Genomic DNA, 12,567 nt, shown 5'->3' with positions numbered 1-12,567 from the left:
TTGAACACTTGTTCAGATCATTGGGGAGGAGCCCGCCATGCAATTGTCCACCACCGCCGCCGTCATCACCGGCGGCGCCTCGGGCCTCGGAGAGGCCACCGCCCGTTACTTTGCCGAGAACGGCGCGCAGGTGACCATCCTCGACCGCGATGCCGAGCGTGGCGCGCAGGTCGCGGCCGAAATCGGCGGGCATTTCGCACAGACCGACGTGACCGACGAGAACTCGGTGGCCGCGGCCATTGCGCTGGCGATGGAAAAGATGGGCAAGATCACTGCTTGCGTGAACTGTGCCGGCATCGCCTATGGCATCAAGACCGTCGGCAGGGACGGCCCCCACCCGCTGGACGCCTTCCAGCGCACCATCGACATCAACCTCGTGGGCACCTTCAACGTGTCGCGTCTGGCTGCCGTCGAAATGGCCAAGAACGCGCCCGAGTCAGATGGCGCGCGCGGCGTAATCATCAACACCGCCTCGATCGCGGCCTTCGACGGCCAAAAGGGCCAGGCGGCCTATTCCGCCTCCAAGGGCGGTGTCGTGGGCATGACACTGCCGATGGCGCGCGATCTGGCCTCGACCGGGATCCGGGTGATGACCATCGCGCCCGGCATATTCATGACGCCGATGCTGGCCGGCCTGCCCGAAGAAGTGCAGCAGCAACTGGCTGCCGACGTGCCCAACCCCGCCCGTCTAGGCGACCCGCGCGAATATGGCCGGCTGGCCGGGTTCATCGTCGAGATGGGCTATCTGAACGGCGAGGTCATCCGCATCGACGGCGCCCTGCGCATGCGCTAACATGACCGCATGGCGTGGGCAGCGCCGATCTGCCCGCGCCTTGGGTCGAGCCTGGCTAGGCCCCGGCCTCAGCCTTTTCTTCCAGTTCCAGCCATTCCTCCTCGGCGGCGGCCAGCTTCTGCTGCCGCTCGACAAGAGCCTCGGTCGCCTTCTGGAACTTCACCGGCTCGCGGGTGAACAGCTCGGGGTCCGACATCAGCTCCTCCAGCTTGGCGATCTCGGCTTCCAGCCGCGCGATCTCGGCGGGCAGCTTCTCCAGCCGGTGCTTTTCGGAAAAGGACAGGCCGGTTTTCGGCTTGGCTTCCTGCTTGACTTTCGGCTTGTTCTCTTTTGTTTTCTCAGGCCTTTTCTCGGTCAGATCACCGCGCTGCGCGATATAGTCCGACCAACCGCCCGCATAGACCGTCGCGCGGCCGTTGCCCTCCATCGCGATGGTGGTGGTCGCCACACGATCCAGGAAATCCCGGTCGTGGCTGACCAGCAGCACGGTACCGTCATAGTCGTCCAGCAACTCCTGCAGCAGGTCCAGCGTCTCGACATCCAGGTCGTTGGTCGGTTCGTCCAGCACCAGCAGGTTCGACGGTTTCGCCATCAGCTTGGCCAGCAGCAACCGCGCTTTTTCGCCGCCCGACAGAGACTTGACGGCCGCTCTCGCCTGCCGTTCGTCGAACAGGAATTCCTTGAGATAGCCCACCACATGCTTGGGCTGGCCGCGCACCATCACCTGATCGGCCTTGCCCGAGACGCGCATCTCGGGGTCGCCGGTCAGGCTGTCCCACAGGGTCATCTCGGGGTCCAACTGCGCGCGGGTCTGGTCGAAGACCGCGATTTCCAGATTGGTGCCCAGAGTCACCGACCCTTCGTCCGGCGCGGCCTCGCCCAGCAGCAATTTCAGTAGCGTCGTCTTGCCAACTCCGTTCGGGCCGACAAAGGCCACGCGGTCGCTGCGCTGTACCAGCAGGTCCAGGTTGCGTACGATGGGCCTGCCGTCGAACGACTTGCTGACACCCCGCGCCTCGATCACCTTGCGCCCGGATTTCGGACCGGATTCCAAAGACATGGCCGCCGAGCCCTGACGCTTGATTTGCGCTGCGCGTTCCGCCCGCAACGCTTGCAGCGCCCGCACCCGGCCCTGATTGCGCTTGCGGCGCGCGCTGATCCCTTCAACCGCCCAGCGGGATTCGGACTTGATCAGCCGATCCAGCTTGTGGCGTTGCTGGTCTTCTTCCTCCCAGATCTTGTCGCGCCAGGCCTCAAAAGCCTCGAACCCCTGCTCCTGCCGGCGCACGACACCGCGATCGATCCACAGGGTTGCCCGTGTCAGTGCTCGCAGAAAGGCGCGGTCATGCGAGATCAGGACAAAAGCCGCCCGCGTTGCACCCAGTTCGCGCTCCAGCCAACCGATGGCCTCGATGTCCAGATGGTTGGTCGGCTCGTCCAGCAGCATCAGGTCGGGGGCCTCGGCCATCAGCTTGGCCAGCGCCGCACGGCGCCGCTCTCCGCCCGAGGCGGTTTGAACCGCACGCGAGGGGTCGAATTTTAGCCCCTCACCGGCCCGTTCCACCTTGTACAACTCGCCTGGTTCCAGCCCACTGGCGGCATAGTCGCCCAGCGTGGCAAAGCCTTCCATATTAGGGTCCTGCTCCATGTAGCCCACGGATTTGCCGGGCGGCACAACGATCTCACCCCGGTCCGGCTCGACAAGACCGGCCATGACCTTCATCAGGGTGGATTTGCCCGAGCCGTTCCGCCCGACCAGCGCAACGCGGTCGCCGGGCTGAACTACCAGGTCCAGGTCGGAAAACACCGGCTCGCCCCCGAAGGTCAGCGAGATACCGGACATCTGCAACAAAGGAATACGTGCCATACGCGCCAGCTAAACCGGCAGGCATTGGGCGTCAACGCCCCAGCCTCACCTTTTGACAGCGGCGCGGCTTCAGCCCGCGATCATCCGCAAGAGGCGTTTCCGCGCCGCGGGAATCGCACCGATCTCGACGCCGGTGAAGACATGCAGCGTGTTCAGCTGGCGGTCCACAACCGCATGATCGCTGACCCAGCCGCCCATCATAAGGTAGGTGCGCAGCAACGGCGGCATGCGCCGCATGGCTTTCTGCGCGTTGGGCCGGCGCCGCAGCCGCGCGGCAAAGCGGAACACGTCCGGCGCCTTGACCCGCGGCAACCAGCGTTTGGGCGCCAGGTGGCGATGTTTGAGCATTGCGAAGGCATCCAAGTAGGCCTCGGTGTCGGTCCCGGCAAATGACGAACAACCAAACAGCAACCGGATGTCGCACCGGTCCACGAACACGGTCATCGCGCCCCACGCCACCCGCAGGATATCCGGGTCGGTCCGGTCGGGATGCACCGCGAACCGGCCCATCTCGACCATCCGTCCCTGAAAGTTCTGCAAGCCCGACAGATCGTAGAACTGTGCCGAATAGCTGCGGCCGATCTCGTGCCCGCAATCCATGACCAGCATCCGGAAACAGCACACGAGTTGCCCGCCGGCCCGCTGATCCTCGACCAGCACATGGGTGCAGATCCGGTCGAACGCATCGCGGTCTGTCCGTGCCGTGCGAAAAGCCAGCGTACGCAGCGCTTGCGCGGCGGCGATGTCCTCGGGCGTGCGGGCCAGTCGCGCCCGATACCTCCCCTTGTTCAGCAAGACATCCGTGTCCATGGCCGCACCCTCCGCGGTATCTGACTTTCCCAGGTTCCGCCTGCCACTAACACCAAGTCTGTAACCGCCTCATAACAGACCGAGGGACCGGACGCGCGATCAGCTCTGGCCTGGGATGTTTGCCGGGTTGAAACTGCCGATATTGCCCAACAACTGACGTAGGAATCCCCTGTCCTGAACGCTCGAATCGGTCACGCGGCGGTCCAGGACGATGACATAGCCATCCTCGAGCCCGAACCGTTCGATGTTGCGCACGACCCCGCGCTGGTCAAAGCTGACGGCGACCAGCTGCCGCTCGACCACTTCGGGGCGTTTGGGGCCATAATGGCGGACACGCGAGGCGACGTAATAGTACCCCGAATCCTTTAAAACCCCCGACGCACCGGGCGCGCCGACCTTTTCGACCACGCTGTCGCGGGTATCGACACCCACCTTGATTTCGGCCAGTTCCTCGGGCGTGGGGACATAGCCGTGGTTCTTGTAGACCGGGCTGCATCCGGCCATCGCAAGCACCGACACGCAGGCAAGCGTTCCGAACGCCAGTTTCAGCTTGTTCGCGACCTTCGACATCTTCACCCTCTTGCCTTGCACCCTTGCGGCTTCTATCCGATTACAGAAACCCATGCCCCGGTTCAACACAGGAAAGGGTCACTATGGCCAAGGCAACATCTTTGCGCGTCGCGGACCTGCCGCAGAACAGCCCCGTTCCGTTCGATCTGCGCCCGGCAGCGGATGAACTGGATGTCCTCCGGGCGGATCTGGGCCTGCAGGGGCTGCGCAAGCTGAGCTTTGTCGGAGAGATAAAGGCCCGCGGCAAACGCGATTGGGAACTGACCGGTCACCTTGGCGCAACCGTAATCCAGCCCTGCGTCGTCACGCTGGACCCTGTGACCACGCGTATCGAAACGCCCGTGCGGCGCCTGTTCCTGTCGGACTGGACCGAGCCGGACGAACCCGAATTCGAGATGCCCGAAGACGACGAAACCGAACCCCTGGGCCCCGAGATCGACCCCGGTGCCGTGATGCGCGAAGCGCTGGCGCTGGCGCTGCCGCAATACCCCCGCAAGGACGGCGCACATCTGGATGACGCAATTTTCACCGAGCCGGGCAAACAGGCCATGACGGATGACGATGCCAAGCCTTTTGCGGGGCTGGCCGGGTTGCGCGACGCGCTGAAAAAAGACAAGTGACAGCGCCATGATTTCCTGTCATAGCACTCGGTCAGAAAAACCCCTTGAACATGTCGAGAATCGCAGTATTTTCGCGCGCTCATCGGAATTTGGGTTGGACATCGCGGGGCTCGTCCCCTAAACGCGCGTCACAACACGAGAAAACGAAGAATGAAACCCGGGCTGGCAGCGAATCTGCAGCCCCCAGTCAGACAAAGGTTGAGACCATGGCCGTCCAACAGAACAAAGTTTCCAAGTCGCGTCGCAACAACCGCCGCGCACACGACGCTCTGGTTGCTGCAAACCCGAACGAATGCCCGAACTGCGGCGAACTGAAACGCCCGCACCACGTCTGTGCAGCCTGCGGCCACTATGACGACCGCGAAGTCGTGGCGCAGGCCGACGAAATCGACCTGGACGAAGACGCGGCCTGAGCCTGATTGACCGCAGGTTTTGGCATGACGGCGCAGCCCGAGCAGACCGGAAAGATCATCATCTCGGTTGACGCAATGGGCGGGGACTCCGGTCCCGAGGTCGTGGTTGCTGGAATCGCGAAATCAGCGCAGAAGAACCCCGATATCGGGTTTCTGCTGCACGGCCCCCAAGACGTCTTGCGCAAGCTTGTTGCGAAACGGCGCGTCCTGGAAGGGCGCGTCGTTTTTCGCGATTGTCCCGATGTCGTAACGATGCAGGACAAGCCCAGCCAGATCGTGCGCAACGGCAAGAACACCTCGATGTGGTCGGCGCTGGATTCGGTGCGCAACGGAGAGGCGCACGGCGCCGTATCTTGCGGCAATACCGGCGCGCTGATGGCGCTGTCGATGATGCGGCTGCGCAAGCTGCCCGGCGTGAACCGCCCGGCGATCGCGATCCTGTGGCCCTCGCGCAATCCGCAGGGGTTCAACGTGATGCTGGACGTGGGCGCGGATGTGCGGGCCGATGCCCGGGATCTGCTGCAATACGCGCTGATGGGGGCCTCGTATGCCCGCAACGGCATGGCCCTGGCGCGTCCGCGCATCGGGTTGCTGAATGTCGGTACAGAAGAACACAAGGGCCGCGCCGAGTTGAAAGAGGCGCACGCGTTGATCACGGACTTCGCCGAGCAGGCGAATTTCGATTTCGTGGGCTTCGTGGAAGGCAGCGACATCCCCGGCGACAAGGCCGATGTCATTGTGACGGACGGGTTTACCGGCAATGTCGCGATCAAGACGGGCGAAGGCACCGCCAGCCTGATCGGCGACCTTCTGCGAGAGGCGTTCAGCTATTCTCCTCTGTCCCGGCTGGCCTCGGTGCTGGCGATCACGTCATTGCAGCGCCTGAAAAAGCGCATCGACCCGCGGCGCGTGAACGGGGGGGTGTTCTTGGGGCTGAACGGGACAGTGGTCAAATCGCACGGGGGCGCTGATGCCACGGGTGTGTCCGCGGCCATCAAGCTGGCTTTTACCCTGGCACGGTCGGGTTTTGCCGAAAAATTGGCCGCACGGGTTGCATCGACTGCCCAGCTTGAACAAGATGCTGCGCAATCTGCGCTGCAGACCGAAAAATAACAAAAAGGCAGGACCTCAGATGGCAGGCCGTTCAGTCGTTGTTGGTGTCGGGCATTATCTACCCAAACGCATCGTTCCCAATTCCGAGTTCGAAAAGACGTTGGACACGTCCGACGAATGGATCCGGACCCGCTCGGGCATCGAACGCCGCCATTTCGCGGCCGAAGACGAAACCACATCTGATATGGCGACCCATGCGGCCAAGGCCGCGCTGACCGATGCGGGGCTGACCGCCGACGACATCGACGCGATTGTTCTGGCCACCTCCACCGCAGACCTGACCTTTCCGTCCGCTGCGACCATGGTTCAGGCCAATCTGGGCATGACCCGCGGATTTGCCTTTGACGTGCAAGCGGTCTGCGCCGGCTTCGTCTTTGCGCTGGCCAACGCCAACGCGCTGATCCTGTCGGGTCAGGCCAAACGCATCCTCGTGATCGGGGCTGAGACCTTCTCGCGCATCATGGACTGGTCGGACCGGAGCACCTGCGTTCTGTTCGGCGACGGCGCCGGCGCGCTGGTGCTCGAGGCGCAGGAAGGCGCCGGAACGCCTGAAGACCGGGGCATTCTATCCACCGACCTGCATTCGGACGGGCGGTTCAAGGATCTGCTCTATGTCGATGGCGGGGTCTCGAACCGGACCACCGGCTATCTGCGCATGCAGGGCAACCAGGTGTTCCGCCACGCGGTCGAGAAACTGGCTGCCACGGCCACCACCGCGCTGGATCGCGCGGGGCTAACAAGCGGCGACGTCGATTGGATCGTCCCGCATCAGGCCAATATCCGCATCATTCAGGGCACGGCCAAAAAGCTGCAGCTGCCCATGGATAACGTGGTGGTCACGGTTCAGGATCACGGCAACACCTCGGCCGCATCGATCCCGCTGGCGCTGTCGGTGGGCAAGGAACGCGGGCAGATCAAGCCCGGCGACTTGATAGTGACCGAGGCCATCGGCGGCGGACTGGCCTGGGGCGCGGTGGTGATGCGCTGGTAGGGCGGCGCAAACCTGCTTACACCACCACGCGCAATTCATTGATATTGACAGTGAATTTGCCCTGCCCCTATGGTCGTACATCATCAGGGGAATAATCATGGGCGAAAAAACACTGACGCGAATGGACCTGAGCGAAGCCGTGTTTCGCGAAGTGGGTCTGTCTCGCAACGAAAGCGCGCAGCTTGTCGAAAGCATTTTGAACCACATGTCCGATGCGCTGGTGCGCGGCGAGCAGGTCAAGATCTCGTCTTTCGGCACGTTCAGCGTCAGGGACAAGTCGGCCCGCGTCGGCCGCAACCCGAAAACCGGGGAAGAGGTTCCCATCGAGCCGCGCCGCGTTCTGACCTTCCGCCCTTCGCATCTGATGAAGGATCGGGTCGCGGCCGGAAACCGCAAGTAAGTCCGGGGCAAGGCAGGCATGAGCAAGTCTCCCGACGCATTTCGCACCATCAGTGAAGTTGCGGATTGGCTGGGTGTTCAGGCGCATGTCCTGCGGTTCTGGGAAAGTCGGTTCAGCCAGATCAAACCGGTCAAGCGGGCCGGAGGACGTAGGTATTACCGCCCCAACGACATGCGCCTGTTGGGCGGCATCAAGAAGCTGCTGCACGAGGATGGCGTGACCATCAAGGGTGTTCAACGCATCCTGCGCGAACAGGGCGTGGCCTACGTCGCGTCGCTGTCGCCGGGACTGGACGATGGCGCGGCTCCGGCCCCGACCATCGAAATCCAGGCAGCTGAGAACGTGGTGCCGCTGCCGCAGCCCCCCGCCGTGGTGCAGGGTGCCCTCGATCTATCACCGACCGAGGCCGAAAATTTGGGCGAACCTGCCGCCCCTAAAGCCCGGGATCACGCTGCGTCGCAGAAACCCAAGGCCGAGACCACGCCGCAGCAGGCCGGAATCGCAGCCCGGGCGTGGCGGAAAACCGAGTTCGACACCGACACGTTGCGCCGGATCGCGCCCGTTGCCAAGGATCTGCGCGCCTGGCTGGACCGGGTCGAACGGCAATTGGCGGGTTGAGCAAAAAGGTAATGTTTTCCTCTTGCCCCTGCCGGGAAAATCATTATGAACACCTCAACGTCGGGCTATGGCGCAGCCTGGTAGCGCGTCCGTCTGGGGGACGGAAGGTCGCAGGTTCGAGTCCTGCTAGCCCGACCAAATCACACCGACGTTCAGAAAATACGGGCCGGAGCCTCCTTCGGCTGAGGGGAGGAGCGGAATGACCGGCGTGTGCCCGAACCAGCAGATCGCAGCGATGATCGACACCGGTGAGATCACCGCGACCCCGCCGATCACCCCCGCCCAGATCCAACCCGCCAGCCTTGATCTTCGTTTGGGAACAGTGGCTTACCGTGTGCGCGCCTCGTTTCTGGCTGGCGAAGGCCAGAGCGTGGCCGACCGGCTGGCTGAGTTCGAGATGCATCACATCGACATCTCGGAAGGTGCGGTACTGGAAAAAGGTTGCGTGTATCTGGTACCGCTGATGGAATCGCTGGCCCTGCCCGGCGACGTGACCGCCGTGGCCAACGCCAAAAGCTCGACCGGACGGCTCGACTTGCTGACCCGCACCATCACCGATGGCGGAACCGAGTTCGACCGCGTTCCCGCCGGGTATGCCGGCCCACTCTATGCCGAGATCTGTCCGCGTTCGTTCTCGGTTCTGGTCCGTCCGGGCATGCGCCTGAACCAGATCCGCTTCCGCCGCGGTCAGGCGGTGCTGTCCGACGCGGATCTGGCCGCGTTGCATGCGCAATCGCCGCTGGTGGACGGCCCGGCCGTCATTCAGGACGGGCTGGGGTTTTCGGTCGATCTGTGCCTTCCCAACACCGATCTGGTCGGGTACCGGGCCAAGCCACATACCGGCGTGATCGACCTGGATCGGATCGGTGAATACGACCCGCAGGACTACTGGGAAGAGGTGCGCACCCGCGACGGGCGCATCATTCTGGACCCGGGCGCGTTCTACATCCTGGTCAGCCGCGAGGCGGTCCACATTCCGCCGATGTATGCCGCCGAAATGGCGCCCTATCTGGCGATGGTGGGTGAATTCCGGGTTCACTACGCGGGATTCTTCGATCCCGGTTTCGGCCATGCCGAAGCCGGCGGCGCCGGATCACGCGGCGTGCTGGAAGTCCGTTGCCACGAGGCGCCCTTCGTGCTGGAACACGGACAGGTCGTCGGGCGGCTGGTCTACGAACGCATGGCCGAGATGCCAACTCAGTTGTACGGCGCGGGAATCGCTTCGAACTATCAGGGTCAGGGCCTGAAATTGTCGAAGCATTTCAAGTCGGTCCAGTAATCCCTAGAACCGCATGAACCGCCGCATCTGGCGGGTCAACTGCCTAGCCTGCTTCATGCTCTGGGCCTGGCGGCGCGCACTTTGCGCCATGTACCGGTCGGCCTTGGGGTCGCGCGGTCCGTCCGGCTGCCCGGACTTGCGTCCCATACGTTCGGCCAGGTCGAGGCCCTTGTCCACGCCGCGCGTGACCAGCCGGCGCACGACTTGCCGAACGATCATGTCGATGATGCGGTTTGCGTTCATTCCGGTCTCCGTTCCTCGGTGTCAAACCTGGCGGGGAATTCGCCGACAAAAGGGCGACGCGTTCAGTCTTCCTCGAACAATTCGGTCTGGTCTTCGTCGCCGGGTTCATCTTCATTGGCCTCGCCGATCGGCATGGTCCCCGGCGGCGGGCGGTTCTCCAACAGCCCCGCAGCACGCAATTCCTTAAGGCCCGGCAAGTCTCGGGCACTTTCCAGGCCGAAATGGTCCAGGAACTGTGGCGTCACCACGAAGGTCACCGGGCGCCCCGGCGTCATCCGGCGGCGGCCCAGCCGGATCCACTCCATTTCCAGCAGTTGGTCTATGGTTCCCCGCGACACGGACACACCGCGGATTTCCTCGATCTCGGCGCGGGTGCAGGGCTGATGATAGGCCACGATCGCCAGGGTCTCGATGGCGGCGCGGCTCAGCTTGCGGGTCTCGACCGTTTCCTTCTGCATCAGGAACCCCAGATCGGGCGCCGTGCGGATGGCCCAGGCTTCGCCGACCCGAACCACGCGCACCCCGCGCCCCTCATAGCGTTTCTGCAGCAGTTCCAAGGCCTGCTTTGCGTCACAGCCATGCGGCATCCGCGCTTCAAGATCGGCCACCGTCACCGGCTCGGCGCTGGCAAACAATACCGCCTCGACCATGCGTTCCTGCTCAGCCAGTGGGGGGGCTTCGAACAGGGTGCCGGTGCCGTCGTCTTCGGGGGCGTCAGTCACTGGGCTTCGTCCTTCTGCGCAGTTGGATCGGGGCAAAGGTCTCGCTTTGCTTGATCTCCATATGTCCTTCCTTGACCAGCTCCAGCGAGGCCGCAAACGTCGCCGCCGTTGCCGAGCGGCGCCGCATCGGGTCAACGTCCCAGCCTTCGGGCAGGTAGGTTTCCATGTCGGTCCAGGTTCCGGCAAATCCGATCAGCGGGCGCATTCGCTCCAGCGCCTGTTCCATCGTGAAGACCGAATCGCGGTCCATCACGAAGGGCCGGAATTCGTCACGGGTGCGGATGCGGGCATAGCCCTGCATCAGGTCCAGCAACGTGGCGGAATAGGTGACCGTGCGGATGCGGGTCACGTCCTCGCCCTGCCCGCGCTTGAAGAAATCGCGCCCCAACTGATCGCGCGCCATCAGGCGGGCGGCCGCATCGCGCATCGCCTGCAGGCGTTCCAACTGAAAGGCCAAGTGCGCGGCCAGTTCTTCGCCCGTCGGCCCCTCTTCATCGGGGTCGGGCGGCAACAGCAGGCGCGATTTCAGAAAGGCCAGCCATGCGGCCATCACCAAATAGTCGGCGGCCAGTTCGATCCGCAGGGCGCGGGCCCGTTCGACAAAGGCCAGATATTGCTGCGCCAGCGCCAGTACCGAGATTTTGCGAAGATCGACCTTTTGCGTCCGTGACAAGGTCAGCAGCACGTCCAACGGGCCTTCAAACCCGTCCACATCCACGATCAGCGCCTCGGCGGCCAGCCGATCGGCGACCGAAACCGGGTCTTCGCTGAAAAGGTTATCCGTCATACACCTGCCCGCCCATCAGACGGGATAGTTCCGTCTCGGCGGTACGGATGTCAAGTTCCTCGGGGCTTTGCCGCCGGGCCAAGGCGCGGTCCGCGCGGGCTTGCGCCGCCTCGGACATTTCGCCCGCGGCCTCCATCACCTCGGCGCGTTCTTCGAACGTCCCGTTGCAGTGCAGAACCACGTCGCAGCCCGCCGACAGCGCCTGTTGCGACAGATCGGCTAGCGATCCGCTGAGCGCCTTCATCGAGATGTCATCGGTCATGACCAACCCGTCGAACCCGATCCGCTCGCGGATGATCCGCATCATCGCAGGCGAAATCGTGGCCGGTTTTCCGTCAACCTGATCATAGACCAGATGGGCTGTCATGCCCATCGGCAAGTCGTTCAGGGCGCGGAAAGGCTCGAAATCGGTCTGCATCAGGTCGTCCAGCGGCGCATCCACGTGCGGCAGGTCGAAATGGCTGTCGAGCGTGGCGCGCCCGTGGCCGGGGATGTGCTTGACGACGGGTAGAACGCCGCCATCCAAGTGCCCCTGTGCGACCGCTCGGCCGAGGCGTGCGACCGTGGCCGCATCGCCGCCATAACATCGGTTGCGCAGGAAATCGTGCGTCTCAGGTCGGGCCAGATCGACCATCGGGGCGCAATTGCTGTCGATACCCAGCGAAAACAGCTCGTGCGCAATCAGGCGATAGCGCAGGTACATGGCGCGTTCGGCCTGGCCCTCGGCTTGTTCGGCATGATCCATCGGGGGACGCCATTGACGGGCCAGCGGCGGGCGCAGGCGTTGCACCCGTCCGCCCTCCTGATCGATCGTAATCATACAGTCGCGGCCCACGGCCTCGCGCATGTCGTCGCACAGTGCGCGCACCTGATCGGCCGTGTCGATGTTGCGCGCGAACAGGATGAAGCCGAACGGGTTCATCTGCCGAAACAACGTCTTCTCTTCGGGCGTCAGGCGCAGACCCGCCGCATCAGTGATCGTGGCGCCGTACCTCACCGCACGGCAACCGGGATGCAGTCGGCATCCTGCGCCACCAGCGCCGCGCAGAACTGACGCGAGTCGCTCAGATCGGCAAACCCATGCACGCGCAAGCGATAGAAGGTGCGACCGCCGCTCGAGGTTTTCTGGATAACTCGTTGTTTCCCCTGCATGTACTCGCCAAAGCGGCGGTACAGGCGATCCCATTCAGCGCGGGCCACATCGGGGCTCTCATAGGCGCCCAGCTGGGCCAGCCGTGTACCCTTGGCCAGCGAGTCGGGATCGACATCCAGACCCATTGCCGATTTCACGGCGGCATTCACCGCATCCGCGTCGATTGCGCCACCCACCGGAGCGGCGCG

Annotated in this window: 16 protein-coding genes and 1 tRNA gene; 9 read left to right on the top strand and 8 right to left on the bottom strand. The window is 63.7% G+C overall.

Annotation, left to right across the window (positions count from 1 at the left end):
* Nucleotides 1-37 precede the first annotated feature (37 nt).
* Nucleotides 38-793 carry a 3-hydroxyacyl-CoA dehydrogenase gene (locus AC2FM3_RS12535; RefSeq protein WP_496682279.1) on the top strand — a complete coding sequence of 252 codons (756 nt, stop codon included), beginning with the start codon at nt 38-40 and terminating at the stop codon, nt 791-793.
* A 55-nt stretch (nt 794-848) separates the two neighbouring features.
* Here AC2FM3_RS12535 and AC2FM3_RS12530 read toward each other — a convergent pair whose 3' ends face one another.
* From AC2FM3_RS12530 to AC2FM3_RS12520, 3 genes are all read right to left on the bottom strand, one after another.
* Nucleotides 849-2,660, bottom strand: coding sequence for an ABC-F family ATP-binding cassette domain-containing protein (locus AC2FM3_RS12530; RefSeq protein WP_496682277.1), 1,812 nt, complete (start codon nt 2,658-2,660; stop codon nt 849-851).
* Between the two features lie 69 nt (nt 2,661-2,729).
* Nucleotides 2,730-3,470 (bottom strand): GNAT family N-acetyltransferase, encoded by a 741-nt coding sequence (locus tag AC2FM3_RS12525; RefSeq protein WP_496682275.1) that lies wholly within the window; start codon nt 3,468-3,470, stop codon nt 2,730-2,732.
* A 99-nt stretch (nt 3,471-3,569) separates the two neighbouring features.
* The gene (locus AC2FM3_RS12520; protein ID WP_496682273.1) at nt 3,570-4,040 is read right to left on the bottom strand and encodes an outer membrane protein assembly factor BamE; all 471 of its coding nucleotides are present in this window, start codon (nt 4,038-4,040) and stop codon (nt 3,570-3,572) included.
* A gap of 83 nt (nt 4,041-4,123) precedes the next feature.
* Here AC2FM3_RS12520 and AC2FM3_RS12515 point away from each other — a divergent pair, with 83 nt between their 5' ends.
* From AC2FM3_RS12515 to AC2FM3_RS12480, 8 genes are all read left to right on the top strand, one after another.
* The gene (locus AC2FM3_RS12515; RefSeq protein ID WP_496682272.1) at nt 4,124-4,660 is read left to right on the top strand and encodes a YceD family protein; all 537 of its coding nucleotides are present in this window, start codon (nt 4,124-4,126) and stop codon (nt 4,658-4,660) included.
* 206 nt (nt 4,661-4,866) lie between these two features.
* Nucleotides 4,867-5,073 (top strand): 50S ribosomal protein L32, encoded by a 207-nt coding sequence (gene rpmF / locus AC2FM3_RS12510; protein WP_068331762.1) that lies wholly within the window; start codon nt 4,867-4,869, stop codon nt 5,071-5,073.
* A gap of 24 nt (nt 5,074-5,097) precedes the next feature.
* Nucleotides 5,098-6,186, top strand: coding sequence for a phosphate acyltransferase PlsX (plsX, locus tag AC2FM3_RS12505; RefSeq protein ID WP_496682350.1), 1,089 nt, complete (start codon nt 5,098-5,100; stop codon nt 6,184-6,186).
* A 19-nt stretch (nt 6,187-6,205) separates the two neighbouring features.
* Nucleotides 6,206-7,177 (top strand): beta-ketoacyl-ACP synthase III, encoded by a 972-nt coding sequence (locus tag AC2FM3_RS12500; RefSeq protein ID WP_496682269.1) that lies wholly within the window; start codon nt 6,206-6,208, stop codon nt 7,175-7,177.
* A 97-nt stretch (nt 7,178-7,274) separates the two neighbouring features.
* The gene (gene ihfA, locus AC2FM3_RS12495; protein WP_496682267.1) at nt 7,275-7,577 is read left to right on the top strand and encodes an integration host factor subunit alpha; all 303 of its coding nucleotides are present in this window, start codon (nt 7,275-7,277) and stop codon (nt 7,575-7,577) included.
* 18 nt (nt 7,578-7,595) lie between these two features.
* On the top strand, nt 7,596-8,195 hold the full coding sequence (locus tag AC2FM3_RS12490; RefSeq protein ID WP_496682264.1) for a MerR family transcriptional regulator: 600 nt from the start codon (nt 7,596-7,598) through the stop codon (nt 8,193-8,195).
* A 61-nt stretch (nt 8,196-8,256) separates the two neighbouring features.
* Nucleotides 8,257-8,333, top strand: a tRNA-Pro gene (locus tag AC2FM3_RS12485).
* A gap of 61 nt (nt 8,334-8,394) precedes the next feature.
* On the top strand, nt 8,395-9,474 hold the full coding sequence (locus AC2FM3_RS12480; protein WP_496682262.1) for a 2'-deoxycytidine 5'-triphosphate deaminase: 1,080 nt from the start codon (nt 8,395-8,397) through the stop codon (nt 9,472-9,474).
* 3 nt (nt 9,475-9,477) lie between these two features.
* Here AC2FM3_RS12480 and AC2FM3_RS12475 read toward each other — a convergent pair whose 3' ends face one another.
* The 5 genes from AC2FM3_RS12475 to AC2FM3_RS12455 form a co-directional block, all read right to left on the bottom strand.
* Entirely contained in the window at nt 9,478-9,717 is a 240-nt protein-coding gene (locus tag AC2FM3_RS12475) for a hypothetical protein (RefSeq protein ID WP_496682261.1), read from the bottom strand.
* Between the two features lie 62 nt (nt 9,718-9,779).
* Entirely contained in the window at nt 9,780-10,439 is a 660-nt protein-coding gene (gene scpB, locus AC2FM3_RS12470) for an SMC-Scp complex subunit ScpB (RefSeq protein WP_496682259.1), read from the bottom strand.
* On the bottom strand, nt 10,432-11,226 hold the full coding sequence (locus AC2FM3_RS12465; RefSeq protein WP_496682257.1) for a segregation and condensation protein A: 795 nt from the start codon (nt 11,224-11,226) through the stop codon (nt 10,432-10,434). The genes scpB and AC2FM3_RS12465 overlap by 8 nt, the downstream gene beginning before the upstream one ends.
* The gene (nagZ, locus tag AC2FM3_RS12460; protein ID WP_496682254.1) at nt 11,216-12,223 is read right to left on the bottom strand and encodes a beta-N-acetylhexosaminidase; all 1,008 of its coding nucleotides are present in this window, start codon (nt 12,221-12,223) and stop codon (nt 11,216-11,218) included. Before nagZ ends, AC2FM3_RS12465 begins: the two co-directional genes overlap by 11 nt.
* Nucleotides 12,220-12,567, bottom strand: a 348-nt coding sequence (locus AC2FM3_RS12455; RefSeq protein ID WP_496682252.1) for an SPOR domain-containing protein, incomplete at its 5' end; no start/stop codon positions are given. The genes nagZ and AC2FM3_RS12455, both read right to left, overlap by 4 nt.

The organism is Ruegeria sp. BHSB172, from assembly GCF_059613165.1.
The sequence above is the reverse complement of the archived record's forward strand: the minus strand, read 5'-3'. Positions and strand labels throughout refer to the sequence as shown.

What these genes read in the sequence shown, in the direction of transcription:
- AC2FM3_RS12475 (WP_496682261.1), bottom strand. Translation starts at nt 9,717, where the DNA reads ATGAACGCAAACCGCATCATCGACATGATCGTTCGGCAAGTCGTGCGC.
- AC2FM3_RS12520 (WP_496682273.1), bottom strand. Translation starts at nt 4,040, where the DNA reads ATGTCGAAGGTCGCGAACAAGCTGAAACTGGCGTTCGGAACGCTTGCC.
- AC2FM3_RS12490 (WP_496682264.1), top strand. Translation starts at nt 7,596, where the DNA reads ATGAGCAAGTCTCCCGACGCATTTCGCACCATCAGTGAAGTTGCGGAT.
- AC2FM3_RS12535 (WP_496682279.1), top strand. Translation starts at nt 38, where the DNA reads ATGCAATTGTCCACCACCGCCGCCGTCATCACCGGCGGCGCCTCGGGC.
- ihfA (WP_496682267.1), top strand. Translation starts at nt 7,275, where the DNA reads ATGGGCGAAAAAACACTGACGCGAATGGACCTGAGCGAAGCCGTGTTT.
- AC2FM3_RS12480 (WP_496682262.1), top strand. Translation starts at nt 8,395, where the DNA reads ATGACCGGCGTGTGCCCGAACCAGCAGATCGCAGCGATGATCGACACC.
- AC2FM3_RS12530 (WP_496682277.1), bottom strand. Translation starts at nt 2,660, where the DNA reads ATGGCACGTATTCCTTTGTTGCAGATGTCCGGTATCTCGCTGACCTTC.
- AC2FM3_RS12515 (WP_496682272.1), top strand. Translation starts at nt 4,124, where the DNA reads ATGGCCAAGGCAACATCTTTGCGCGTCGCGGACCTGCCGCAGAACAGC.
- plsX (WP_496682350.1), top strand. Translation starts at nt 5,098, where the DNA reads ATGACGGCGCAGCCCGAGCAGACCGGAAAGATCATCATCTCGGTTGAC.
- AC2FM3_RS12500 (WP_496682269.1), top strand. Translation starts at nt 6,206, where the DNA reads ATGGCAGGCCGTTCAGTCGTTGTTGGTGTCGGGCATTATCTACCCAAA.
- AC2FM3_RS12465 (WP_496682257.1), bottom strand. Translation starts at nt 11,226, where the DNA reads ATGACGGATAACCTTTTCAGCGAAGACCCGGTTTCGGTCGCCGATCGG.
- AC2FM3_RS12525 (WP_496682275.1), bottom strand. Translation starts at nt 3,470, where the DNA reads ATGGACACGGATGTCTTGCTGAACAAGGGGAGGTATCGGGCGCGACTG.
- rpmF (WP_068331762.1), top strand. Translation starts at nt 4,867, where the DNA reads ATGGCCGTCCAACAGAACAAAGTTTCCAAGTCGCGTCGCAACAACCGC.